This is a genomic window from Promicromonospora sp. CA-289599 (assembly GCF_050936155.1).
Taxonomy (GTDB): Bacteria; Actinomycetota; Actinomycetes; order Actinomycetales; family Cellulomonadaceae; genus Promicromonospora.
Genome location: NZ_JBNJNI010000001.1, coordinates 565368 through 590557 on the forward strand (window position 1 = coordinate 565368; position 25190 = coordinate 590557).

Consider the following 25190-nt stretch of genomic DNA (forward strand, 5'->3'; position numbering starts at 1 on the left):
TTGTTCCCCCGGATGCGACTTATACGTGTCACTGGTGATACGTGTCACTATGGTTGTGGCCGGGTAGGCCACTGTCAAGAGAGCTGTCCAGAGAGTGGAGCGTCGTGAGCACTGCAGTTCCCCCGACGAGCCGCGACGTCGCGCGCCTCGCGGGCGTCTCCCAGGCCACGGTGTCCTACGTGCTGACCGGGAAGGGCTCGATCTCCCCGGCCACCCGGGAGCGCGTCCTGCGGGCGGCCGAGTCGATCGGTTACCGCCCCAACCTCGCCGCCCGGTCGATGCGCACCCGGCGCTCCGGCCGGCTCGCGGTGATCACCGGCGTCGCCGCCGTCGGGAACCAGATGCGCATGCTCACCGGCGCGAGCCGTGCGGCCGCCGAGGCCGGCTACGCCATCGAGACCAGCAGCGTCGACGGCAGCGTCGCGGACCGGACCGAGCGCGTGCTCGAGCTGGCGGCCGGCGGTCAGTACGAGGGCATCCTGACGTTCGTCCCGGTGCTCCCCGAGGCGCTCTCGGACGGCGGGGACTCCCCTCCCGTCCTGGCCGCGACGGCGTTCGACGAGCAGATGCGCAGCTCGGGCGAGCTCGCCGAGGCCGACCTCATGGAGGTCCTCGTCCAGGCGCTCGTCGCGGCCGGTCATCGCCGGTTCCTGCACGTCGCCGGTTCCCAGGAGTTCGCCTCCGCGCGGGCGCGCCGCGACACCTACGTCGCCTGCCTGGAGCGCCTCGGTGCCGAGACGCAGGGACCGCAGGGACCGCAGGAGCCGCCCGGGGGGCACGAGCCGCTCGGGTCGCTGGGCGTGGTCGGCGGCGAGTGGTCCGCGGAGTCCGCGCGGGAGGCGATACTCGCGCTGCCCGACGACGCGCCCCCGGTCGCCGTGCTGGCCGCCAACGACATGCTGGCGATCGGCGTCCTGCGCGCCGCCGCCGAGCGCGGCTGGACGGTACCCGGCGACGTGGTGGTGACCGGGTGGGACAACGCGGCGTTCGGCGCCTACACGATGCCGTCGCTCACCACCGTCGACGTCGACTTCCAGGCGGCCGGGCACCATGCCATGCGGCTGCTGATCGCGGCGCTGCGGGGCGAGGAGCCGCCGGCCCGCGGTTCCGCCCTCCAGCGCATCGTCTGGCGGGAGTCGACGGGCGCCGCGGGTCCGCCGGGCTGACCGAACTCGACGAGCTCCCCTCTTGACCGGGCGCGCCGGTCGGCGGAACGTGAGAAGGGACGGCGGCGCCGTCCGGACGCTGCTGACGAGCACAGGGAGTCCGCCATGTACATCCGCAGTACCGAGATCCAGGGTGAGCCCGCCGAGATCGACGTCGGGCTGAGCCTCGTTCGTGAGGAGATCTTCCCGGCGGTCTCCGCGATGGACGGCTGTGTCGGGATGTCGATGCTGGTCGACCGGCACAGCGGCCGGTGCATCACCACGACGGCGTGGTCGTCCGAGGACGCGATGCAGGAGAGCGCCGCGGCCGTGCGCCCGCTGCGCGACCGTGCCGAGCGGGCGCTGGGCAGCGGGTCCGGCCGGTACGTCCACGAGTGGGAGGTCGCCGTCGTCCACCGGGACCACGCCGCACCCGAGGGCGCCTGCGCCCGCCTCACCTGGCTGAGCGGCGGCGACCTGCACATGGTCGACAACGCCGTCGACATGTTCCGGATGGTCGTCGTGCCCAAGATCCAGGAGCTGAGGGGCTTCTGCAGCGCCAGCCTGATGGTCGACCGGGAGACCGGCCGGGTCGTCGGCACCGCGGCCTTCGACAGCCGCGAGGCACTGGAGGCCGGCCGCGAGGCCACCACCGACATCCGCGAACGAGTCGTCGCGGAGCTGGGCGCCACCGTCGACAAAGTCGAGGAGATGGAGATCGCGTTCGCACACCTCCACGTACCCGAGATGGCCAGACGGCGGCGGGCGACGGGCGGCGGCGGGCAGCACCGACGTCGGACCGCGACACAGCCGGGCAGCGACACAGCCGGGCAGCCGTTCACCGCACGGCAACCCGGCACCGTTAGCGTGCGCCCGTGCCGAAACCTGCCGCAGCACCCGCACCGGAGCTCGCCGCGCTGCTCGCGATGGATCGTGCAGTGTCCTGAGCGTCCTGACCATCCTGCGGACCAGGTAGTTGCCGCGGCTAACCATCTGACAGGATGCCGGTGTGACGAGCACGGGCGGCCCAGGAGACGATCCGGACTTCCGCTTCCGCGACATCGCCGCCGTGGCGTACCTGCCGTCGGTGGTCAGCTCGGTCGGCCACGGAGCCGTCATGCCGGTGCTGGTGATCCACGCGGGCAACCTCGGCGCGACCACCGCGGTCGCCGCGTTCGTGGTCGCCCTCCTGGGTATCGGGCAGCTCGCCAACTCCCTGCCGTCGGGCGCGCTGGTGGCCCGCCTCGGCGAGCGCCGCACGCTCGTGATCGCGGGGCTCGTCGATGCGGCGGCGATGCTTGTCGCGTTCCTGGTGCCCTCGGTCTGGCTGCTGTGCCTGTGCGTGTTCGTCAGCGGCATGAGCTGGACGGCGTTCCTGCAGGCCCGGCAGGGATTCCTGATCGACGCCGTACCGGTCAGCCACCGGGCGCGCGCGATGGCACTGCTGGGCGGTTCGATGCGTCTCGGGGCCCTGGTCGGCCCGCTGCTGGGCGCCCTGCTGATCCACCTGTTCGGGGTGCGTTCGGTGTTCGTGCTCGCGGTGTGCGCGGCCCTCGGCTCGGCGCTGATCGTCACCCGCATGCCGGACTTCGGCCGGGTGACGCGCAGCGTCGCCCCGCTGTCCGTGCGCTCGGTGCTGTGGGAGCACCGGCGCACGCTGCTCACCCTCGGCGTGGCGGTCATCATCATCGGCGCCTCGCGTTCGGTACGCACGGGCCTGCTGCCCCTCTGGGCCGATCACATCCACATCTCCGCCGCGGTGGTCTCCCTGCTCTTCGCGGTGGCGGCGACCATCGACATCGCGCTCACCCTGCCGGGCGGCTGGCTGCTCGACACGCGCGGGCGGCAGGTTGTCGCGATCCCGGTGGTCCTCGCCGTCGGCGTCGGCTGCCTGCTGCTGCCGCTCACCGAATCCGCGCTCGGCGTCGGCCTGGTGATGGCGATCATCGCGGTCGGTAACGGGCTCGGCTCGGGGATCGTGATGACCCTCGGCGCCGACGCCGCGCCGCAGGAGGGTCGCGCGCAGTTCCTCGGCGGCTGGCGGCTGTGCGGGGACATCGGTAACACCGGCGGCCCGCTGCTCGTGTCCGCGGTGGCCGCGATCGCACCCCTGGCGGCCGCGCCGGTGGTCATCGGCGCGCTGGCGCTGGTGGGCGCGATCTGGGTGGGCCACTGGACGGGCAAGGCCGACCGCAAGCGCCGCGGGTAGCGCCGGCCACCGCCGAGGCCGTACGTGACGTCGCGGGAACCCCGGCCGTCTGACAGTCTCGGAAGAGGTAGTTGGAACAGCATCGGAAGAGACGGCTCAACGAGCAGCGGCTGCCGGGGCGGATCCGGCTGGGGAACGGGGGCTTACGTGATCAAGCGAAGGACTGGCACTACGTGGAGGACCGTGTGGGGGGCCGCGGGGGTCGCGGCACTCCTCGCGACGGCGGGATGTTCGGCCGCCGCGCGCGACGGCGCGGACGGCGCGGGTTCTCCGTCGGCAACCACGTCATCCGGCCCGACGGCGGCCGGGTCGCCCTCCCCCACCGACGCGGCGCCGGACCCAGGTGCGACGTCGGACACCAGCACGCCGGACGCCAGCACGCCGGACCCGGCCGACGGGGCGGCGTCATCCCCGCGGTGCCTGACCCCGGACCTGGCGGGAAGCCTCGAAGCGGCGGAGGGTGGCGGGTCCGCCGGCCACTACGAGCTGGAGATCGTGCTGGAGAACGAGGCGTCCGAGCCGTGCGTCCTGCAGGGCTGGCCGGGTGTCTCGTTCGTCGGTGACGGGGACGGCGCCCAGATCGGCGCGGCGGCGACGCTCGACCGGTCGAGCCCGCACGGCTCGGTGACGCTCGCCCCCGGGGCCTCTGCGCACGCGAACCTCTTGGTGGCCAACGCCCAGAACTTCGACGAGGGCTGCGAGCAGACCACCGCGGACGGGCTCCGCGTCTACCCGCCCGGCGAGAAGCGGTCGCTGTTCGTGCAGAACGACGAGCTCACGCTCCTGGCGTGCGCGAACCCGGACGACGAGCTGCTCGACGTCCAGGCCTTCCAGCCGGAGAGCTGACCGGTCCCGGCACCGTGACTTCGGTCAGTTGCCACTGGACGCGTGTCTGCTGCGGGCCACCCGCGAGGTCGGCACCTGGTGCGGGACTGCCGGCGTCACGAGGCGAGCCGACCAGCCCGCGCATTGATCAAATCAATCACCGGAGCCATCTGACTCCGCCTTGACCCTTGGGCCCACCATCCGTAGATTGCTGGCATTTCATCTGATGTTTGGGAAAGGGCGGGCATGGCCACGATCACAGGGGTCCGGGTAGAGGACGTGCGGTTCCCGACGTCGGCCACCGCCGACGGTTCCGACGCGATGAACAAGGACGGCGACTACTCGGCCGCCTACGTCGTGCTGGAGACGGACGCGCCGGACCCGGACAACCCCGGCGCCACGCTCGGCGGATACGGGCTGACGTTCACCATCGGCCGGGGCAACGACATAGTCGCCGAGGCCGCGCGCCAGCAGGCGGCAGCGCTCGTGGGCCGGGACGTCGACGAGCTCGCCGCGGACATGGGCGCCGTCTACCGGGACCTGACGTCCGACAGCCAGATGCGCTGGCTCGGGCCCGAGAAGGGTGTGGTGCACCTGTCGCTGGCCGCGGTGCTCAACGCGGCCTGGGACCTGGTCGCGCGCCGCGCGGGCAAGCCGCTGTGGCGCGTGCTGGTCGACATGACGCCGGAGGAGCTGGTCGACGTCGCCGACCTGCGCTACCTCTCCGACGCGCTGACCCGCGACGACGCGCTCAAGATCCTCCGGGAGCGCGAGGGCAGCAAGCAGGAGCGGATCGACCACCTGGAGCGGACCGGCTACCCGGTGTACACGACGTCGGCCGGGTGGCTCGGCTACAGCGACGACAAGCTCCGGCGGCTCTGCCAGGAGGCCGTCGACGCCGGATACCAGCACGTGAAGCTCAAGGTCGGGGCGAGCCTCGAAGAGGACGTGCGCCGGCTGTCGATCGCGCGCGAGGTGCTGGGCCCGGACCGCGCCCTGATGATCGACGCCAACCAGGTCTGGGACGTGCCGCAGGCGATCGAGTGGATGCGCGAGCTGGCCCGGTTCGACCCGCTGTGGATCGAGGAGCCGACGTCGCCCGACGACATCCTGGGCCACGCGGCCGTCCGCCGCGCCGTCGCGCCGATCGGGGTGGCGACGGGCGAGCACTGCCACAACCGCGTGATGTTCAAGCAGCTCTTCCAGGCCGAGGCGATCGACTACTGCCAGCTCGACACCGGGCGGCTCGCGAGCATCAACGAGATCGTCGCCGTGCTGCTGCTCGCGGCGAAGTTCGGGGTGCCGGTGTGCCCGCACGCGGGCGGCGTCGGCCTGTGCGAGATGGTGCAGCACGTCTCCGTGCTCGACTACGTGGCGATCGGCGGGGACCTCGACGGCCGCGTCACCGAGTACGTCGACCACCTGCACGAGCACTTCACGGACCCGTGCATCGTCGCCGACAAGGGCGCGGGCACCGCCTACGTGCTGCCGTCCCGGCCGGGCTACTCCACGCAGATGTACGAGGACTCCCTCGACCGGTTCAGGTTCCCGCAGGGGACCTACTGGGTACGCGACAGTTCTGTGCGCGACAGTTCTGTGCGCGATACTTCCGAGCATGTCCCGCACTGACGAGGTAGTCGACGGCATCCGCAGGATGATCCTCGACGGACAGCTCCGGCCCGGCGACCGGCTGCCCGTCGAGAAGGACCTGGCCGACACGCTCCAGGTCTCCCGCGGCTCGCTCCGGGAGGGCGTCCGCGCCCTGTCGATCCTCGGCGTCGTGCATACCCGCCAGGGTGACGGCACGTACGTCACCAGCCTTGATCCCGCCCGTCTGCTCTCCCCCATGGCGATGGTCCTGGACCTGCAGGACGACGGCGCCATGCCCGCCTTCCACAGCGTGCGCCGCGTGCTGGAGACGGAGGCGGCGGGGCTGGCCGCCACCCGGATGACCGACGACGCGGTGGCCGAGGCGCGCGCGATCCTGGACCGGGTCCCGGAGACCATGCACGGCGGGTCGGTGGACCACGACCGGTTCATCGAGATCGACATCGCGTTCCACCGCGTCATCGCGGCGCACACCGGCAACCCGGTGCTGGAGGCGCTCATCGAGTCGTTCGCGGGCCGCACCGTCCGGGCGCGGCTGTGGCGCGGTCTGCACACCGAGGGCATCGAGGAGCGCACGCACGGCGAGCACGAGGCCATCTGGCGCGCGCTCGCCGCTCGGGACCCGGAGGCGGCCCGGATCCGCATGGCGAGCCACCTGCTGGGCGTAGAGGACTCGCTCCCCAAGCCAGAAAACCTGAACGAGCTCCCCTGACCTGCCCACCTGTCAGACCCGCGCGCACGTGTCAGACGTACAGGTCATTCGGGTGACCTGTACGTCTGACACGTGCGCGCGGGTCTGACAAGTCGAGGGCTACTCGTACAGGACCGCCGCTATCGCCTCGTCGTCGATGTTGGTCTTGTCGTACCAGTAGAAGCCCGAGTCGATGACCGGCTCCAGCTCCTCGTCGTTGATGGCCGCCACGGCGGCCTTGACCGTCTCGTAGCCCATCTTGATCGGGTCCTGCGTGATCGCGCCGGCCATCAGCCCGTCCCGGATCGCGTCGGTCTGCGCCTTGCCCGAGTCGAAGCCGATCACCGTGAGCTCGCCCGACTTGTCGGTCTCCTGCACCGCTTTGACGACGCCGACGGCGGAGCCCTCGTTGGTGCCGTAGATGCCCTCGAGGTCGGGGTGGGCCTGCATGATCGCCTTCGCGGCGTCGGCGGACTTGAGCTGGTCGCCGTTCGCGTACTGCGTGTCGACGATCTCGATGTCGGGGGCGTTCTCCTCGATGTACTGCGTGAACCCCTCGACGCGCTGCTGCCCGGTCTGCGACGTCTGGTCGTGCGCGATGATCGCGATCTTGCCGCTGCCGACCAGCTCGGCCATGTGCTTGGCCGCCTCGGCCGACGCCGCCAGGTTGTCGGTGGACACCGTGGTCACCGGCACGTCCGACTCGACGCCGGAGTCGAACGCGATGACGGGGATCCCGCGCGAGGAGGCGTCGGTCATCATCGGGATGGACGCCTCGGAGTCGAGGGCCGCGAAGCCCAGCGCGTCCGGGCTCTTGTCGAGGGCCGTCTGGAGCATGGTGAGCTGCTTCTCGACCTCGGTCTCGGTCTCGGGTCCCTCGAACGTGACCTCGACGTCCAGCTCGGCCGCGGCGTCGTCGGCCCCCTGCTTGACCGCCTGCCAGAACTGGTGCTGGAAACCCTTGGAGACCAGGGCCACGTAGGGCTTGTCGCCCGCCCCGGGCTCCCCGCCGCCGCCCGAGGCGCACGCCGCGAGCCCGAGCAGCACGACGACGGATGTGGTGGCCGCCGCGGCCGCGGCGAACCGCCTGCGCATGGTGGTGTTGGTGTTCATGCCGGTCCATCTCCTTCGGTGGTCAGGTCAGGCTTCCTTGCCGCGCCGCAGGATGTCGGCGTACACCGCGAGCACGATCACTATGCCGACGGCGACCTTCTGCCACTCCTGCGGGATCGACATGATCCGCAGGCCGTTGGTGAGCGTCGCCATGATGAGCGCGCCGATCACGGTGCCGAGGATCGTGGCCTTGCCGCCCCGCAGCGAGGTTCCCCCGATGACGACGGCGGCGATCGCCTCGAGCTCGTACCCGAGGCCGAGTCCGGGCTGCGCGGAATTGAGCCGGGAGGCCATGACGACGCCGGCCAGACCCGTGAACAGCCCGGCGACCGTGTAGATGACCACCTTCCACCGCCGCACGTCGACGCCGGAGACCGCCGTCGCCTCCTCGTTGGAGCCGATGGAGAGCGCGTAGCGGCCGGTGAGCGTCTTGCTCAGCGTGACGCCGGCGATGACGGCGGCGACGAAGAAGATCAGGACGGCGTTGGGCAGCCCGGGGACCAGTTCCCCGGCGGCGAGCTGGTCGAACCCGCCCACCTCGCTGAAGTAGATCGGCTTCGTCCCGGAGATCACCAGCGAGAGCCCCTGCGCGACCATCATCATCGCCAGCGTCGCGATGAACGGCGGCAGCCGCAGGTACGAGACGTTCAGGCCGTTCAGCAGGCCGATCAGGGCACCGATCGCGAGACCGCCCAGCACGCCGACGACGAGCGGCAGGCCCAGGTTCGCCAGGAAGACGCCGGTCATCACCGAGCACAGGGTCATGCCGGTACCGACCGACAGGTCGATCCCGCCGGTCGCGATGACGAAGGTGGCGCCCAGCGCCATGATCCCGGTGACCGCCGTCGCGAGCAGGATGCCCTTCACGTTCGCCCAGTCGAGGAAGTACGGGCTGGCGAACGAGAAGAACGCGAAGATCGCCACCAGCCCCGCGAAGGCGAGGACCTGCTGCAGCTGCTGCCGGTTGCCGACCCTGTTGACTGCCCGAGTGGCACGCTTCGGAGCCGGGCCGGTCGTCGTGGTGCTCGGAGTAGTGCTGGGTGTCGTCATGCTGGGTCTCCGGTCTTGACGAGCGAGCGGTCGGCACCGAACCGCGTCGCGAGCTCCATGATGTCGTGCTGGGTCGCGTCGGCGTTGGCAAGGGTGCCGGTGACCCGGCCCTCGCACATGACGACTACCCGGTCGGCGAGCCGCAGCACCTCGGGCAGCTCGGACGAGATCACGATGATCGACTTGCCCTGCGCGGCCAGGCCCGTGAGCAGGCCGTAGATCTCGTCCTTGGCGCCGACGTCGATCCCGCGCGTCGGCTCGTCGACGATCAGCACGTCGCAGTCCCGCACGAGCCACTTGGCCAGGACCACCTTCTGCTGGTTGCCGCCCGAGAGGTTCCTGGCCGTCTGGAGGACCGACGGCGTCCGGATCGCCAGCCGGTCCACCATCTCGGTCGCCGCCCGGCGCCCGTCGGCGTCGCGCACGAAGCCCGCGCGGGTCATGCGGGGCAGCGAGGACAGCATCACGTTGCGCACCACGTCCTGGTCCAGGAGCAGGCCGTAGCGCTTGCGGTCCTCCGAGAGGTAGCCGATGCCGTGCCGGACCGCGTCCGCGGGGTTGCGCACCGTCACCGGCCTGCCCCGCACCTCGACGACGCCGGTCGACCGGTCCGCCCCGATGATCGCCCGCGCGACCTCGGTGCGGCCGGCGCCCATGAGGCCCGCGAAGCCGAGGATCTCGCCGCGGTGCAGCTCGAAGGACACGTCCTTCAGGAGCTTGCGGGTGCTCAGGCCCCGCACCGCGAGGACCACCTCGCGCTCGGTCGCCCCGGACACGCTGCCGGACGTCGCGGGGTCCGGCCGCACCCCGGTCTCGAGCTGCCGGCCCACCATCGCGGCGATGACCTCGCGGGTCTCGGTGGACGCGGTGGGCAGCGTGTCCACGTAGCGGCCGTCGCGCAGCACGGTGATGCGGTCGGAGATCTCCTTGATCTCGTCCATGCGGTGCGAGACGTAGATGACGCCGGTGCGCGGCGAGACGAAGTCACGGACGATCCGGAACAGCGTCGCCACCTCGGTCTCCGTGAGCGCCGCCGTCGGCTCGTCCATGATCAGCACCCGGGCGTCGAACGAGAGCGCCTTGGCGATCTCGACCATCTGCTGGCCGGCCACGCTCAGGTGCGACACCGGCTGCCGCGGGTCCAGCGGGATGCCGAGACGTTCGAAGAGTGCGACCGCCCGGCGCACGAGCTCGTCGTCCCGGATGACACCTGCCCGCCGGGGTTCCCGGCCGATGAAGATGTTCTGCGCGACCGTCAGGTCGGGCATGAGGTGGAACTCCTGGTGGATCACGCTGATGCCGAGCTCGTTCGCCTGGCGAGGGCCGGCGGGGCTCATCGGCGCTCCGTCGAGCTCCATGGTTCCGGCGTCCGGCCGGTAGATGCCGGAGAGCAGCTTCAGGAGGGTCGACTTGCCGGCGCCGTTCTCCCCGACGAGCGCCAGCACCTCACCGTGCCGCAGGTCGAGGTGGACGTCGTCGAGCGCGAGCACGCCGGGGAAGGACTTGCTGATCCCCGTGGCGCGGAGAAGTGCTGGGTCCGACACGCGATGCTCCTTTGCCTCCGTGTAGTCGCATTCATACCGCAGACATCCGATGCATCTCAAGATCCCCGGCCAGATCTCTCTCAAACGATGCCGCAGAATCGCCGACGGACCCTGATAGATCAGATGACCGACGAATGGTCGGCGAACGGAATGGTCGGCGAACGGAATGGTCAGCGAGCGGGGACCGCCACCTCCGGGAGCAGACCGACGTCGGCCAGCGCCCGCCACAGCTCTGCCGGAACCCGCACCGCGGCCCGCTCCTCGGCCTGCCGTGCCTGCTCGGGCGTCGCGAGCCCGACGACGGTGCTCACGACCGCCGGGTGCGTGCGCACGTAGGCGAGCGCCGCCTGCGGGAGTGTCACGCCGTGCTCGGCGCAGACGGCGGCGATCCGCCGGGCCCGGTCGAGCAGCCCTGCCGCCGCGGGCGCGTAGTCGAACGTGGCGTCCGCCGGCGGGGCGTCGTGCGCGAGGATGCCCGAGTTGTACGGAGCGGCGGCGACCACCGCAACACCCCGCTCGGCCGCCGCGGGCAGGAGGTCGGCCAGTGCGGCCTGCTCCAGGAGCGTGAACCGCCCGGCGCACATGACGACGTCGACGTCGGTCTCACGGACGAACCGCGTGAGCATCGCGGACTGGTTCATCCCGGCGCCGACCGCGCCGACCACACCCTGGTCACGGAGCTCGACGAGCGCGGGCAGTGCCTCGTGCGCCGCCTGCTCCCAGTGCCCGTCGGGGTCGTGCAGGTAGACGACGTCCACCCGGTCCAGGCCGGTGCGCTCCAGGCTGGCCTCGAGCGACCGCAGCACGCCGTCGCGCGAGAAGTCCCAGACGCGGCGGGTCGCGGCGGGCACCTCGAAGATGTCCGGGTCCTTGCGGTGCGCGGTCTCGGGTGACGGGACGAGCAGCCGGCCGACCTTGGTGGACACCACCAGTTCGGTCCGCGGCCGCGTGCGCAGGAAGGCCCCGAGCCGGCGCTCCGACAGGCCGAGCCCGTAGTGCGGCGCGGTGTCGAAGTACCGCATCCCGGCGGCCCAGGCGGCCTCGAAGGTCGCGTGCGCGTCCTCGTCGGTCATCGCCTGGTAGAGGTTGCCCGCCGGGGCGGCGCCGAGGCCGAGGCCGGTGAGCCGGATCCCGGTGTCACGCACCGTCGTCGTCTCCATGATGTCCCGTCGTCCGCTCAACTCAGGTCAGCCCTGCCCGGGCGCACGGGTGCGCAGCGCGTGCGATCCGCCGTCCACGGCGAGCAGCGCGCCCGTCGTCGACGCGGCGAGCGGGCTCGCGAGGTAGCAGACGGCGTGCGCCACCTCGTCGGCGCTGACGAGCCGGCCCGAGGGCTGACGGGCCTCCAGCGCCGCCCGCTCGGCGGCCGGGTCGGCGGCGACGTCGAGCAGCCGGCTCACCCACGGGGTGTCGGCGGTCCCAGGGTTGACGCAGTTGACCCGGATGCCCTCACTGACGTGGTCAGCGGCCATGGCGAGCGTGAGCGACTGGACCGCGCCCTTGGACGCCGAGTACAGCGCCCGGTTCGGCAGGCCGGTCCACGCGGCGATCGAGCAGGTGTTGACGACGGCGGCGTGCGGCGACTCGCGCAGGTACGGCAGCGCGGCGCGCGTCACCCGGACGATCCCGAGCACGTTCACGTCCAGGACCCGCAGCCACTCCGCGTCGTCGTTGTCCGCGACGGTGCCCTGCGCGCCGATCCCCGCGTTGTTCGCGACGACGTCGATGCCGCCCATCGCCTCGGCGGCGGCCACGACGGCGGCGCGTACCGCCGCGTCGTCGGTCACGTCGGCGATCTGCGCGCCGGCGCCCGCGGGGACGCCGTCGGCCACCCGGTCGATGGAGGTCACCGTCGCGCCGCGCGCGAGCATGGCGCGCACGATCGCCGCCCCGATACCCGACGCTCCCCCGGTGACGACGGCGCGGACGCCGGCGAGCTCGCCCGGCGCGACGCCGCCCTGCGCGACACTGCCCTGCGCGGCTCCTGCCGACGACTCTGCCGACGTACCTGCTGCTGCCCCTGCCGATGCCCCTGCTGCGCTCTCGAACGTCATGCGTGACCCTCCTCCGGCTCCGCTCCGGCGACCTCGCGCGGAAACATCAGATGTATAGCACGGCGGTGGTCGAGGCCAACAGCCCGGGTCAGGGGCGACACCCCGATCAGCGCGGCGGCTCCTGGTCGGCCCCAGGCTTCGGCCGGACCTCGAGCCGGATCTTGGTGGCCGTGAGCGAGCCCGCGTGGGCCTTCTCGTCCGGCATGCCGCGCGTCCGGATCAGGCTCGCGACGGTCACCACGGCGAGGACGCCGAGGACCACACCGAGGCTCAGCGGCGTCGGGATCTCCGGGATCGACTCGTCGATGTCGACGTGGCCCCAGTGCAGGATCAGCTTGACGCCGATGAACGCCAGGATGATCGCCAGGCCCGCCGAGAGGTAGACGAGCCGGTCGAGCAGCCCCTTGACGAGGAAGAACAGCGCCCGCAGGCCGAGCAGCGCGAAGGCGTTGGCGGTGAAGACGACGTACGCCTCCTCGGTGACACCGAAGACCGCCGGGATCGAGTCGAGCGCGAACAGCAGGTCGACGCTGCCGATGGCGATCAGCACGATGAACAGCGGGGTCACGACCCGGCGGCCGTCCACCTTGGCGACGAGCCTGCCGCCGATGTAGTCGTCGCTGACCGGCAGGAACCGGCGTGCGCCGCGCACCATCAGGTTGCTCTCGATGTCCGGGTCCTCGTTCCGGTGCCGGAACAGCTGTACCGCCGTGTAGATCAGCAGCAGCCCGAACAGCAGGAACGTGAACGAGAACAGGCTGATGAGCGACGCGCCGAGCGCGATGAAGAGGGCACGCATGATCAGCGCGAGCACTATGCCGAAGACGAGGATCTTGTGCTGGTGCTTGTCGGGCACCGCGAAGGTGCTCATGATGATGACGAAGACGAAGAGGTTGTCGACCGACAGGCTCTTCTCGATGATGTAGCCCGCGAAGTACTCGGTGCCCGCCGTGTTCCCGTACTGCAGGCCGAACCAGACGCCGAACCCGATGGCTACCGCGATGTAGAACACGGACCAGGCGGTAGCCTCCTTGAAGCCGACGTGGTGCGGGCGCGCCGCCGCCAGCACCAGGTCCACCGCCAGCAGCAGGACGATGAAGCCGATGGTCATGCCCCACGTGAGTGGACTGATCTCGAGCACAGGTCTCTCCGTCGGTTGGCGGCACTGACAGTATTGAGTTTCCCCGATACTGAATTTCCCCGATCGAGTATCCCCTTGTCGAGTGTCTTTGTGCCCGAGGAGAGTTCATGAGCAAGACCGAGAGCCCTGTCGACGTCAAGCCCCGTTCCCGCACGGTGACCGACGGCCTGGAGGCGACCGCTTCGCGCGGGATGCTCCGTGCCGTCGGCATGGGCGACGAGGACTGGGTCAAGCCCCAGGTCGGCGTCGCGAGCTCGTGGAACGAGATCACGCCGTGCAACCTCTCGCTCGACCGGCTCGCGAAGGCCACCAAGGAGGGTGTGCACGCCGCCGGTGGCTACCCGCTGGAGTTCGGCACCATCTCGGTCTCCGACGGCATCTCGATGGGCCACGAGGGCATGCACTTCTCGCTCGTGTCCCGTGACGTCATCGCCGACTCGGTGGAGACGGTCATGCAGGCCGAGCGGCTGGACGGCTCGGTGCTGCTGGCCGGCTGCGACAAGTCGCTGCCCGGCATGCTGATGGCCGCCGCGCGCCTCGACCTCTCCAGCGTGTTCCTCTACGCCGGCTCGATCATGCCCGGCTGGGTCAAGCTCGAGGACGGCACCGAGAAGCAGGTCACGATCATCGACGCCTTCGAGGCCGTCGGCGCGTGCTCGCGCGGGCTCATGAGCCAGGGCGACGTCGACCGGATCGAGCGGGCCATCTGCCCCGGCGAGGGCGCGTGCGGCGGCATGTACACCGCCAACACCATGGCGTCGGCGGCCGAGGCGCTCGGCATGTCGCTGCCCGGCTCGGCGGCGCCGCCGTCGGCCGACCGCCGTCGCGACACCTGGGCGCACCGCTCGGGCGAGGCGGTGGTGAACCTGCTGCGCAAGGGCATCACCGCGCGCGACATCATGACGAAGGAGGCGTTCGAGAACGCCATCGCCGTGGTCATGGCGTTCGGCGGGTCCACGAACGCGGTGCTGCACCTGCTCGCCATCGCCTACGAGGCGGAGGTCGAGCTGACCCTCGACGACTTCTCCCGCGTCGCCGACCGCGTGCCGCACCTGGGCGACCTCAAGCCCTTCGGGCAGTACGTGATGAACGACGTCGACCGCATCGGCGGCGTGCCCGTCGTGATGAAGGCACTGCTGGACGCCGGGCTGCTGCACGGCGACGTCATGACGGTCACCGGCCGGACCATGGCCGAGAACCTCGCCGAGATCGCCCCGCCGGACCCGGACGGCAAGATCCTGCGCGCCATGGACGACCCGATCCACAAGACCGGTGGCATCACCATCCTGAACGGCTCGCTCGCGCCGGAGGGTGCCGTCGTGAAGTCCGCCGGCTTCGACTCCGACGTCTTCGAGGGCACCGCGCGCGTGTTCGAGCGCGAGCGCAGCGCCCTTGACGCGCTGGAGGACGGGACCATCCAGGCGGGCGACGTCGTCGTCATCCGCTACGAGGGCCCCAAGGGCGGGCCCGGCATGCGCGAGATGCTCGCCATCACCGGCGCCATCAAGGGTGCGGGCCTGGGCAAGGACGTCCTGCTCATCACGGACGGCCGGTTCTCCGGCGGGACCACCGGCCTGTGCGTCGGCCACATCGCGCCCGAGGCGGTCGACGGCGGGCCCATCGCGTTCGTGCGCGACGGCGACCGCATCCGCCTGGACGTGGCGTCCAAGACGCTCGACCTCCTCGTGGAGCCGGCCGAGCTCGCGGCGCGCGAGGCCGCCGGCTGGGCGCCGCTCCCCCACAAGTACACGCGGGGCGTGCTCGCCAAGTACTCGAAGCTGGTCCAGTCGGCGTCGAAGGGCGCTGTGCTGGCGTAGCCAGGGCCGGCCGGTCACGCTTGTTGCAAACGAGACCTGCATACTGCATCGCACCGTCGGCGTGTCGCGTGCGGTGTGCAGGTCTCGTCGGTGTGCCAGACTGCCGGGCTGAAGATTCACCCGCCCGTTCCGCACCAAAGTTTCCGCACCAAGTTTCCGCAACGAGTTTCCGCAACGAGTTTCCGCAACGAGTACTGGAGCACCTCCATGACCCCCGAGGCCTGGAAGACGATAGCGATCGTCGCGTACCTGGCGCTGATGCTGGGTATCGGCTACGCCGCGTTCCGCCGCACCGACGACAACCTCGACGACTACATGCTCGGCGGCCGACGGCTCAGCCCGGGTGTCGCCGCGCTCAGCGCCGGCGCGTCGGACATGTCCGGCTGGCTCCTGATGGGTCTGCCCGGCGCCATCTACGTGAGCGGGCTCGTCGAGGCCTGGATCGCCATCGGCCTGACGATCGGCGCCTGGCTCAACTGGAAGTTCGTCGCTCCCCGTCTGCGGGCCTACACGGAGACGGCGAAGAACTCGATCACGATCCCGAGCTTCTTCGAGAACCGGCTGCACGACACGTCGCGCTCCCTGCGGGTCGCCTCCGGCGCCATCATCCTCGTGTTCTTCACCTTCTACGTCTCCTCCGGCATGGTGGCCGGCGGCACGTTCTTCGAGGGCTCGTTCGGGCTCGACTACACGACGGGCATCTGGGTGGTGGGCGGCGTGACGCTCGCCTACACGCTGTTCGGCGGCTTCCTGGGCGCGACCTGGACCGACGTCGCGCAGGGCATCCTGATGCTGCTCGCCCTGATCGCGGTGCCCGTCGTGGCCTTCATCGACCTCGGGGGCTGGGGCCCGATCCACGACGGCATCCTCGCCGCGGAGACCAGCGACGCGGCGAACCACCTCTCGCTCCTGGCCGGCGCGACCTTCACCGGCGTGATCTCGGCCGCCGCGTGGGGCCTCGGCTACTTCGGCCAGCCGCACATCATCGTGCGCTTCATGGCCATGCGCTCCCCGCAGGACGCAGTCGCCGGACGCCGCATCGGCATCACCTGGATGATCCTCACCGCCGCCGGCGCGATAGTCACCGGCCTGATCGGCGTCGCCTACGTCAACATCCGCGGCGAGACCCTGGAGAACCCGGAGACGGTGTTCCTGTTCCTGTCGCAGGTGCTGTTCCACCCGGTGATCGCCGGCCTGGTCCTGGCCGCGGTCCTCGCCGCGATCATGTCCACCATCTCGTCGCAGCTCATCGTCTCGTCGTCGGCCCTGGTCGAGGACCTGGTCAAGATCACGGGCCGCGCGATGACCCCGCGCACCGAGGTGATGCTGGGCCGTGCCGGCGTCCTGCTCGTCGCGGTCGTGGCCGGGATCATCGCGTTCGACCGCACCGACACGATCCTGGACCTCGTCGGGTTCGCGTGGGCCGGGTTCGGCGCCGCGTTCGGTCCGACGGTGCTCCTGAGCCTCTACTGGCGCCGCCTCACCAGCTGGGGCGCGCTGTCGGGCATGCTCGTCGGCGCCGTCGTCGCGTTCGTCTGGGGCCGGTCCCCGCTGGCCGACACGCTCTACGAGCTGGTCCCCGGCTTCGTGCTGGGCGGGCTCGTCGCGATAGTCGTGAGCCTGCTCACCCCCGCGCCGTCCGAGGCGGTCCGCGCGGAGTTCGCCGAGGCGACACGCCTCGCGTCGGCGAAGCGGGCCGTCACGTCCTGACCGGCCCCTGATCGACGCCCGACCCACGGCTGACCACGGCTGCCCCAGGTCTGGGCGGCCCACCCGGGCCGGCCGCACCCGTACGGCGAGTCCGCGCACGGGTGCGGCCGGCGGGCTCAGATCGCGGTGAGCCCCGCCCACTCGACGATCCTGAAGCCGTCCCCGGTCTTCTCGACCCGGAACCCGCCGTGTCCGGCGAAGTGAGCGGCGAACAGAAGCAGGCCCCGGGCCGCGGCCTCGGTGAACAGGCGGTCGCGGGTGCGGTCCGACTGCACGGGATCCTCGTCGAAGCAGCTGCTCGTGTGCGCGTCCACGACCTGCGCCGGGCTGTGCAGGGTGTCCCCCACGAAGAGCACCTCGTCGTCCCCCGACGCCAGCCGGAGGATCGAGGCGCCGGGCGTATGCCCCGGTGCGGCCTCCAGTGTCAGGGCGTCGTCGATCCGGTGGCTCCCGCTCCACGCGGTGGCCTGGCCCGCGGCGAGCACCGGCGCGATGCTGTCCGCCCACACGCCGTGCGCACCGGGGCCCATCACCGTCCGGTTGTCGTGCGCCGGGTCCCAGAACGCCAGGTCCTCGGCCGGCATCAGGTACTCGGCGTTCGGGAAGGTCGGGACCCAGGCGCCGTCGACGAGACGGGTGTTCCAGCCCACGTGGTCGGCGTGCAGGTGCGTGTTCACCACGACGTCGACACTCTCCGGGGCGACCCCCGCGGCGGCCAGGTGCTCCAGGTAGGCGGTCTGCAGACGGGACCAGCTCGGCACGTCGGGCCGGTCCTTGTCGTTGCCGACGCAAGCGTCCACCAGGATCGTCCGGCCGCCGCTCCGGAGTATCCAGGTCTGCATCGCCACGCGAGCCGTGCTCTCCATCGTCGTCGCACCGTCCTCCTCCAGGTGGAACGGGCGCAGCTCGCTCTCGTGCCCGTCCCACGCCGCCGGGTCCGTGCCGGGGAAGAACTGGTTCGGGACCATGCCGATGCTGCCGACGCTCTCGACGGCCCGGCTCACCGTGACCTCGCCGAAGGTGAGGTGCTCGCTCGTCGTCGTGGTCTCTGTCGTCGTGATCTCAGTCATCGTGCGCTCCGATCGGCTGCCGCCGACACCCTGCCGGCGTGCTCAACGATCGACGGCGGCTGCCCGCGTCGCCAGACCCGCGCATGCCTATCCCCAGGAGGGTCAGGTACGACATGACCGGGTGCGAGAGACTGACGACATGGCCGCTCCCGGACCCACCGACTCGCTCGGGGCCTTTCTGCGCGCCAGTCGTGCGCGAATCACCCCGGAGGACGCCGGCGTCCCGCGCTACGGGGAACGCCGTCGGGTCGCCGGGCTGCGCCGCGAGGAGCTGTCGCTGCTCGCGGGCGTCAGCTCGTCGTACTACACGCGACTCGAGCAGGGCCAGTCCCGCAACGCCTCACCGCAGGTGCTCGACGCCCTGGCCACAGCTCTCCAGCTCGACGACGCCGAGCGCGCTCACCTCCGGCGGCTCGCCGCCGGCAGAGCCGTACCGCGGACGGCGCCACGGAGCGCCCCGGAGAAGGCAGACCCGGCCCTTGTCGCGCTCCTGGACTCGCTCGGCGCCGTGCCGGCACTCGTGATGGGACGACGCAGCGACGTCCTGGCCTGGAACCCGCTCGGACACGCCCTGCTCGCGGGACACCTGAGCCCAGGCGCACCGTCCGCGCCCGCAACCCGGCCGAACATGGCCTCCCTGGTGTTCCTCGACCCTGATACCCGCGAGCTCTATGCCGACTGGCGCGCGAAGAGCAGAGCAGTGGTCGGCAACCTCCGCCTCACCGTCGGTCAGCATCCCGAGGACCCTGAGCTGGCCACACTGATCGGCACCCTCGCGATGTCCGGTACCGAGTTCGCCGGGTTGTGGGCCGATCATGAGGTCCGGGCCTGCGCGACCGCCGACTACACGCTGCGCCATCCCCTGCTCGGCACCCTCACCGTCACGCAGCAGACCCTGCGGTCGATCGACCAGCCCGACCAGACGCTCGTCACGCACACGACGGTGCCCGGCTCACCCTCGGCCGAGGCGATCACGCTGCTCGCCCAGCTCGTCGGCGACCGGCCGGGCTGACCGCTCGACGCCGTCGAGCCACCGGCCGAACGTGCGCCGCGACGGCCTCCCGCTCGGTCAGGAGGCAGTCGCGTCCGCTATCGCGGTCGCCACTTCCTCGAACCTGCGATCGTTGATCCGGCGGGCGTAGTCGGCGTCCCGGAGCGCCCGGTAGTGCGCGAACAGGTAGGCCCGCTCGGGATGCGCGCCGGTCGCGGCGATCAGGGACTCGAGGCGGTCCCGGATGCCCGGCAGCAGCTGCGGACCCGGCGGGAACTCGTCGAAGCGATTCCTGAGGAGCGGCAGGAGGTCCCACTCGCCCGGGCCGTGCGCCGGCTTGGGGTCGATCGCCTTCCAGGACGTTCCCGACCGGAGCACGTTCTCGTAGTGGAAGTCGCCGTGGAGCAGCACGTGGGGCGCGCTGCGGAAGGCTTGTTCGACGTCGGGCCGGAGCTCGCGGAGGCGCACGCGGTACGTCTCACCCGGCGCCGGGACGTACGACTCCAGCTCCAGCGCGTCGTCGAGGCCCGACCACTCCGAGCCCGACCATTGCGAGCCCGACCACTCCGAGACGTGCAGGAGGCTCAGGAGCTCGGCGGCGACCTCGATCGCGGTGTCCATCGGGGCGGAGGTCAGGCTCGTCCCCGCGTCGAGACGTTCGAGCAGCAGGGCGCCCGCCGCACCGGACGCCTCGATGAGCTTCGCCGCGCCCTGCCCGTCCCAGCGGCGCAGGGCCTCCGCCTCGTTCCTCGTCTCAGCGTCGCGCCGGCTCACCTTCAGCATGGCGCCGGTCCCGTCCGTGCGACGCACCTCCCACACCAGGCCGACGTTGCCGGCGACCGGCGGACCGGCGAGCGTCAGGCCCCATTCCCGCAGGAGCTGCTCGACCAGCTCCGGGAGCCGGTCGAGCCACTCGCGCCCGGCCCGCTGCTCGCGTTCGACGGTCTGGACGGCGAACGGTTCCGGAACGGTGAGGAAGTCCGATGTCACGCCAGCTCCTTGAGCACAGCGGGCCCTTTGCCCGCCCGGCAACCCTAAGCCCGCCACCTTGCCTTTCCGCCGAGAGGTGATGCTCACCACGGGTGCCGTTCGCGGGTGCACGACATGGCCGCAGGCCAGCGCCGCATCCGACGTCGACGGAACTGCGGCGCACGAAACCTTGACACAGCCGCCGGACGCACCTGACCATGGTCCGACTGGGAGCGCTTCCACAATCTTCCAGTCGCTTGTCCACCGCAGCGGAAGCTCACCCGTAGCGAACAGCAACGATGCGTTCGTTCGCAGAGACCCTGGGAGATCCCCCACATGACACGACCGACCTCGCGGCGCCGGCTACTGGCCGCCCTGACCGTATGCGCCCTCGGCGCGGCCCTCCTCGGCGCCGGCCCGGCCCAGGCGAGCAACGACGTCCTGTCCCCCGGGACGCAGATCTACAACGACCCCCACAGCTCCACCAGGGACGCGGCCCGCACCCTGCGCGGGCAGGCCAAGCGCGACGCGCTCCAGCTCAGCCGGGTGCCCAGCTCCACGTGGTTCACGGACGGCACGCCCGCCGAGGTGAAGGCCGAGGTCCGCAAGCTGGTCAAGCACACCGGCCGGAAGGTGCCAGTGCTGGTCGCGTACAACGTCCCGTTCCGCGACTGCGCGCTCTACTCGGCGGGTGGCGCCCTCGGCGTCGCCGAGTACAAGGCCTGGATCGACGGCTTCGCGGCCGGGATCGGACGCGAGGAGGTCGCCGTCATGCTGGAGCCCGACGGGCTCGGCGTCATCCCCTGGTACACCACGCTGGACGGGCAGCTCGAGCGGTGCCAGCCGCCGGAGTACGACCCCGAGACCACCGGCCGGGACGCCGCCGCCGAGCGTTTCGAGATGCTCAACTACGCGGTAGACCGCCTGAAGCAGCAGCCGAACGCCGTCGTGTACCTCGACGGGACGAACACGTCCTGGCTCAACGTTGGCGAGGCCTCCGACCGCCTCGTCAAGGCGGGTGTCCAGCGCGCGGACGGGTTCTTCCTGAACGTGTCCAACTACGAGTTCACCGAGAACAGCACCGCCTACGGCACCTGGATCTCCCAGTGCATCGCCTACGCCACGCAGATCACGCCCGGCGACTACGCCGGCTGCGGCAACCAGTACTGGAGCGGCGGCCCCGCGAACGACTGGACCGGCGTGACCCTGTCCAACCAGGGCATCTGGAGCCCGACGGCGGCCGATCCGGCGCTGAACACCGCGGGCATCGACTCGCGCTACGAGGCCGCGCTCGGCGACGTCGAACCCAGCACGCACTTCGTCATCGACACGTCCCGCAACGGCCGGGGCGCCTGGGCCGCACCTGCCGGCGTCTACCCCGACGCCGAGACGTGGTGCAACCCGCCGGACCGCGGCCTGGGCCTGCGTCCGACGACCGACACCGGCAACGAGCTCGTCGACGCCCTGCTGTGGATCAAGATTCCCGGCGAGTCCGACGGCCAGTGCTTCCGCGGCCTCGGCGGACCCGAGGACCCGGAGCGCGGCATGGTTGACCCGGCCGCGGGCCAGTGGTTCCCCGAGCAGGCACGCGAGCTGATCGAGCTCGCTCAGCCGCCGCTCGGCGGCGGGCCGAGGAGCTAGGCGCGCGTCACGACCGCGCACTACGACCACGCACCATCAACCAACCCATGGAGGCACTCGTGCGATCAATGACGACGCATCACCGCTCCGTACCATTCCGCTCCGGGCCACTCCGCTCCGCGCCAGGCCGCTGGATCGTGGCCATGACCTCGGCCCTGCTGCTCGGCCTCGCCATGTCCCCGGCGCTGGCGCCCCCCGCGCACGCCGTCGGCGGCAGCTTCACCGACAACTTCGACTCGCACAACGGCGGGCGCTGGAACAAGGCCGACGGGTGGAGCAACGGGGGCATGTTCAACGCTGGCTGGCGCGCCGACCACGTCTGGCACTCCGGCGGGGTCATGGGCCTGAACCTGAACAACACCCCGTGCCCGGGCGGCTGCTCGAACAAGCCCTACGCCTCCGGGGAGTACCGCACCAACGAGCTGTACTCCTACGGGCGCTTCGAGACCCGGATGAAGGCGGCCTCCGGCTCGGGGCTCGTCTCCTCGTTCTTCACCTACACCGGGCCGAGCGACGGCCAGCCGTGGGACGAGATCGACGTCGAGATCCTCGGCAAGAACACCTGGCAGATGCAGACGAACTACTTCACCAACGGGGTGGGCGGCCACGAGACGATCATCAACCTCGGCTTCGACGCCGCGGCCGGGTACCACAACTACGCCATCGAGTGGTGGCGCGGGGGCACGATCAACTGGTTCGTCGACGGCCGCCTCGTCCACCAGGAGAACGGCTCGCGCGGCCCGCTGCCCACGCGACCGCAGCGCATCATGATGAACCTGTGGCCGGGGACGGGGGTCGACGGCTGGCTCGGGCCGTTCAACTACACCGGGCAGAAGACCGCAAGCTACGACTGGGTCCGGTACACGCAGTACTGAGCTCGAGCAGGTACTGAGCTCGAGCGGGTACCGACCACGAGAACGCCCGGCGGGAGGGTGACGTCCCAACCCCTCCCGCCGGTGTCTCAGTCGTGACTCACTCCCTACCGGGCGCCCCACCGGGCGCCGAGCCACGCACCACCAGGCGCGTCGGCAGGATCACCGGGGTCGGCGACTCGCCGTCGATCAGGCGCACCAGCATCGTCGCCATCTCCTGGCCGAGACCACGGATCGGCTGGCTGACCGTGGTGAGCGCCGGCTCCGTGCGGCGCGCGATCTCCAGGTCGTCGAAACCGACGACCGCGACGTCCTCGGGGACGCGGCGTCCGGCCTCCTTGAGGGCGCGCAGGGCGCCTGCGGCCATGTTGTCCGACGCCGCGAAGACGCCGTCGAGGTCGGGGTGCGCGTCGAGGAGCCGCGCCATCGCCCTGGCGCCGTCCTCGAAGCTGAAGTCGGCGTGCTCCACCCGGTCGGCCGGCTGGCCTCCTACCGCCATGGCGTCCGCGAACCCCTGGTACCGGGCGACCGCCGCCTGCAGGTCCGTGGGACCGGCGATCGTGACGATGCGCCGGCATCCCGAGCCCAGCAGGTGCTCGGTGGCCGAGCGGGCCCCGCCACGGTTGTCGACGTCGACGTACCAGCGGGCCTCGCCGTGCAGCGGCCGGCCACCGATCACGACCGGCAGCTCGGTCGCCGCCGCGACCCGGTTCAGCGGGTCGTCGCCGCGCAGCGCCATGAGCATCACCCCGTCGGAACGACGGGACCGCAGCAGCCGCTCGAGCCGGGCCTGGCCACGCTCCGAGGACGCCAGCATGAGCGTGAGATCGAGCTCCGACCGGTCCAGCCCCGCGGCCACGCCGACGAGCACCTGCGAGAAGAACGGGTCCCCGAACAGCGCGGGGTCGTCGTTGGAGATCGCGAGGACCACCGACCCGCCGGTGCTCGTCGCCAGGGCACGCGCCGTCGCGTTGGGCACGTAGCCGAGCTCGCTCGCGGCACGGGCGACCGCCTCGCGCTTCGCCGGGCTCACGTTGCGGGCGTTGTTCATCGCACGGGACGCCACGGAACGCGAGACCCCTGCCCGCCGGGCGACCTCCTCGAGCGTGGGCACCTTGGGCGCTCGGCCCGGGCCGGTGGTCATGGGGTCTAGCATGCGTGCCAGCCTAGTGCCCGCCGCTCAGTCCCCCGCCGTGCGCACACCCTCCATCCGGTCGGCCAGGCGCACGTGCCGCGTGACCCACGGGCCGAGCAGCGCGAGCAGGCCGGCGAAGACGAGCGCGACCACACCGATGCCGCCGAAGTACACGGTGTCGGACGCCCCTGCCGTGGCCTGGACGAGCTGCGCGGTGATCGCCTGTCCGGCAGCGGGCGCGAGGAACCACAGGGCCATCGCCTGCCCCTGGTAGGCGCGTGGCGCGAGCAGCGTCGTCGCGGCCAGCCCCACGGGCGACAGGCACAGCTCGCCGAGCGTCTGGATCACGAACACGGACACGAGCACCCAGCCCGGCGTCAGGCCGTCCCCCGCGATCGCCGACGCCGCCGCGAGCACGAGGAACGACGTCGCCGCGAGCGCCAGGCCGATGGCGAACTTGTACGGCGTGGGCGGGCGGTCCTTGGTCCGGACCCAGAGCCAGGCGAACACGGGCGCGAGGATGATGATCGAGGCGGGGTTCACGGACTGGAAGAACTCGGGGCTGACGGTGAGGCCGAGCACCTCGCGCGACGTCCGGTCCGCGGCGAAGGTGGCGAGCGTGGTCGCCGCCTGCTCGAAGATCATGAAGAAGAGCATCGCGGCGACGAACAGCGGGATGTAGGCGAGCAGGCGGGGACGTTCGGCGTCGGTCACGCGGGGCGACCGGTACATGACGACGAAGAACGCGACGGGCGCGAGGAACGCGACGTAGCTGAGGGTGTCGATGAGGGCGTGCACGCCCCACTCCCCCGAGACGATCCGTGCCACGAGGTACACGAGGCCGACGGCGGCCAGGATGATGGCGAACATCCGCGCGACGGCGGGACGCTCCTCGGGCCGTACGGGGTTGGGTACGTCGTCGCCGGCTCCGTGCAGGTTCTTGCGGCCGAGCACGAAGAACACGAGCGCGAACGCCATGCCGAACGCGGCGACGGAGAATCCCGCGTGGTAGCCCCAGACGGCTCGGACGGCGCCGACGACGATCGGCGAGAAGAGCGAGCCGATGTTGATGCCCATGTAGAAGATCTGGAACGCGGCCTCGCGCTTGGGGTCGCCGCGGCGGTAGAGGGAGCCGACCATCGAGGACACGTTCGGCTTGAGCAGGCCGGTGCCGAGCGCGACCAGCACTATGCCGAGGTAGGAGAACCCGGCCGCGGGAATCGCCAGGAAGACGTGCCCCGCGGCGATGATGACGCCGCCGTAGAGCGTGGAGCGCCGCGCGCCGATCACGCGGTCCGCGAGCCAGCCCCCGACCACCGAGAGCAGGTAGACGCCTGTGCCGTAGATCGAGACCACCGCTTCGCCGAGCGTCCGGTCGAGCCCGAGACCGCCGTCGGCGATGGTGTCGGTCAGGTAGTAGACCAGGATCGCGCGCATGCCGTAGTAGCTGAACCGTTCCCACAGCTCGGTGGTGAACAGCGTCATCAGGCCGAGCGGGTGCCCGAAGAACCGGCGGTCGTCCGCGAGCGCGGTAGCGGGAGGTGGTTCGGTCGGGGATCCGGTGCTCATCCCCCGATCGTCATCGGGTTGCGGGCGGCGCGCACG

At 71.2% G+C, this 25190-nt stretch carries 20 protein-coding genes; 10 read left to right on the forward strand and 10 right to left on the reverse strand.

The genetic code is table 11. From position 1 onward, the window contains the following. Nucleotides 1-104: 104 nt before the first annotated feature. The 5 genes from ACQEVI_RS02365 (at nucleotide 105) to ACQEVI_RS02385 (ending at nucleotide 6499) form a co-directional block, all read left to right on the forward strand. A complete protein-coding gene (locus ACQEVI_RS02365) occupies nucleotides 105-1166 on the forward strand; it encodes a LacI family DNA-binding transcriptional regulator (protein WP_432894261.1) in 1062 nt (353 codons plus the stop codon). A 988-nt stretch (nucleotides 1167-2154) separates the two neighbouring features. Next, a complete protein-coding gene (locus tag ACQEVI_RS02370; RefSeq protein WP_432894263.1) occupies nucleotides 2155-3354 on the forward strand; it encodes an MFS transporter in 1200 nt (399 codons plus the stop codon). A 183-nt stretch (nucleotides 3355-3537) separates the two neighbouring features. Next, nucleotides 3538-4200 carry a DUF4232 domain-containing protein gene (locus tag ACQEVI_RS02375; protein ID WP_432894265.1) on the forward strand — a complete coding sequence of 221 codons (663 nt, stop codon included), beginning with the start codon at nucleotides 3538-3540 and terminating at the stop codon, nucleotides 4198-4200. Between the two features lie 225 nt (nucleotides 4201-4425). Beyond that, complete coding sequence (locus ACQEVI_RS02380; protein ID WP_432894267.1) at nucleotides 4426-5808, forward strand: enolase C-terminal domain-like protein; 1383 nt, start codon at nucleotides 4426-4428, stop codon at nucleotides 5806-5808. Next, nucleotides 5795-6499, forward strand: a complete 705-nt coding sequence (locus ACQEVI_RS02385; protein WP_432894269.1) for a FadR/GntR family transcriptional regulator — start codon at nucleotides 5795-5797, stop codon at nucleotides 6497-6499. Before ACQEVI_RS02380 ends, ACQEVI_RS02385 begins: the two co-directional genes overlap by 14 nt. A 99-nt stretch (nucleotides 6500-6598) precedes the next feature. On the opposite strand, the gene ACQEVI_RS02390 is transcribed toward ACQEVI_RS02385, so the two are convergent. The 6 genes from ACQEVI_RS02390 to ACQEVI_RS02415 all read right to left on the reverse strand — a co-directional run bounded on the left by ACQEVI_RS02390 (nucleotide 6599) and on the right by ACQEVI_RS02415 (nucleotide 13380). Then, nucleotides 6599-7591: an ABC transporter substrate-binding protein gene (locus ACQEVI_RS02390; RefSeq protein ID WP_432894271.1), complete on the reverse strand. Its 993-nt coding sequence runs from the start codon at nucleotides 7589-7591 to the stop codon at nucleotides 6599-6601. 27 nt (nucleotides 7592-7618) lie between these two features. After that, the gene (locus tag ACQEVI_RS02395) at nucleotides 7619-8641 is read right to left on the reverse strand and encodes an ABC transporter permease (RefSeq protein ID WP_432894273.1); all 1023 of its coding nucleotides are present in this window, start codon (nucleotides 8639-8641) and stop codon (nucleotides 7619-7621) included. Beyond that, nucleotides 8638-10185, reverse strand: a complete 1548-nt coding sequence (locus ACQEVI_RS02400) for a sugar ABC transporter ATP-binding protein (protein ID WP_432894275.1) — start codon at nucleotides 10183-10185, stop codon at nucleotides 8638-8640. Before ACQEVI_RS02400 ends, ACQEVI_RS02395 begins: the two co-directional genes overlap by 4 nt. 170 nt (nucleotides 10186-10355) lie before the next feature. Continuing rightward, on the reverse strand, nucleotides 10356-11345 hold the full coding sequence (locus tag ACQEVI_RS02405) for an aldo/keto reductase (protein ID WP_432894277.1): 990 nt from the start codon (nucleotides 11343-11345) through the stop codon (nucleotides 10356-10358). Between the two features lie 27 nt (nucleotides 11346-11372). Beyond that, nucleotides 11373-12239 (reverse strand): SDR family NAD(P)-dependent oxidoreductase, encoded by an 867-nt coding sequence (locus ACQEVI_RS02410; RefSeq protein ID WP_432894279.1) that lies wholly within the window; start codon nucleotides 12237-12239, stop codon nucleotides 11373-11375. A 106-nt stretch (nucleotides 12240-12345) separates the two neighbouring features. Beyond that, nucleotides 12346-13380, reverse strand: a complete 1035-nt coding sequence (locus tag ACQEVI_RS02415) for a TerC/Alx family metal homeostasis membrane protein (protein ID WP_432894281.1) — start codon at nucleotides 13378-13380, stop codon at nucleotides 12346-12348. 107 nt (nucleotides 13381-13487) lie between these two features. Here ACQEVI_RS02415 and ilvD point away from each other — a divergent pair, with 107 nt between their 5' ends. Together ilvD and putP are read left to right on the forward strand one after the other, a co-directional pair. Further along, entirely contained in the window at nucleotides 13488-15197 is a 1710-nt protein-coding gene (ilvD, locus tag ACQEVI_RS02420) for a dihydroxy-acid dehydratase (RefSeq protein ID WP_432894283.1), read from the forward strand. Nucleotides 15198-15404: 207 nt separating this feature from the next. Then, complete coding sequence (putP, locus tag ACQEVI_RS02425; RefSeq protein ID WP_432894285.1) at nucleotides 15405-16907, forward strand: sodium/proline symporter PutP; 1503 nt, start codon at nucleotides 15405-15407, stop codon at nucleotides 16905-16907. 116 nt (nucleotides 16908-17023) lie between these two features. Here the strand turns inward: putP and ACQEVI_RS02430 are convergent, their stop codons facing one another. Next, entirely contained in the window at nucleotides 17024-17977 is a 954-nt protein-coding gene (locus tag ACQEVI_RS02430; protein WP_432894287.1) for an MBL fold metallo-hydrolase, read from the reverse strand. Nucleotides 17978-18116: 139 nt separating this feature from the next. Between ACQEVI_RS02430 and ACQEVI_RS02435 the strand changes: the two genes are divergently transcribed. Next, complete coding sequence (locus ACQEVI_RS02435) at nucleotides 18117-18989, forward strand: helix-turn-helix transcriptional regulator (RefSeq protein WP_432894289.1); 873 nt, start codon at nucleotides 18117-18119, stop codon at nucleotides 18987-18989. A 57-nt stretch (nucleotides 18990-19046) separates the two neighbouring features. Here the strand turns inward: ACQEVI_RS02435 and ACQEVI_RS02440 are convergent, their stop codons facing one another. Next, nucleotides 19047-19958 carry an aminoglycoside phosphotransferase family protein gene (locus ACQEVI_RS02440; RefSeq protein WP_432894291.1) on the reverse strand — a complete coding sequence of 304 codons (912 nt, stop codon included), beginning with the start codon at nucleotides 19956-19958 and terminating at the stop codon, nucleotides 19047-19049. Between the two features lie 315 nt (nucleotides 19959-20273). Between ACQEVI_RS02440 and ACQEVI_RS02445 the strand changes: the two genes are divergently transcribed. Together ACQEVI_RS02445 and bglS are read left to right on the forward strand one after the other, a co-directional pair. Then, the gene (locus ACQEVI_RS02445; protein WP_432894293.1) at nucleotides 20274-21578 is read left to right on the forward strand and encodes a glycoside hydrolase family 6 protein; all 1305 of its coding nucleotides are present in this window, start codon (nucleotides 20274-20276) and stop codon (nucleotides 21576-21578) included. Nucleotides 21579-21721: 143 nt separating this feature from the next. Continuing rightward, nucleotides 21722-22453, forward strand: a complete 732-nt coding sequence (bglS, locus tag ACQEVI_RS02450; RefSeq protein ID WP_432894295.1) for a beta-glucanase — start codon at nucleotides 21722-21724, stop codon at nucleotides 22451-22453. A 97-nt stretch (nucleotides 22454-22550) separates the two neighbouring features. On the opposite strand, the gene ACQEVI_RS02455 is transcribed toward bglS, so the two are convergent. Both ACQEVI_RS02455 and ACQEVI_RS02460 read right to left on the reverse strand, forming a co-directional pair. Next, entirely contained in the window at nucleotides 22551-23606 is a 1056-nt protein-coding gene (locus tag ACQEVI_RS02455; protein ID WP_432894297.1) for a LacI family DNA-binding transcriptional regulator, read from the reverse strand. A 24-nt stretch (nucleotides 23607-23630) separates the two neighbouring features. Next, complete coding sequence (locus tag ACQEVI_RS02460) at nucleotides 23631-25154, reverse strand: peptide MFS transporter (protein WP_432894299.1); 1524 nt, start codon at nucleotides 25152-25154, stop codon at nucleotides 23631-23633. Nucleotides 25155-25190: the final 36 nt, after the last annotated feature.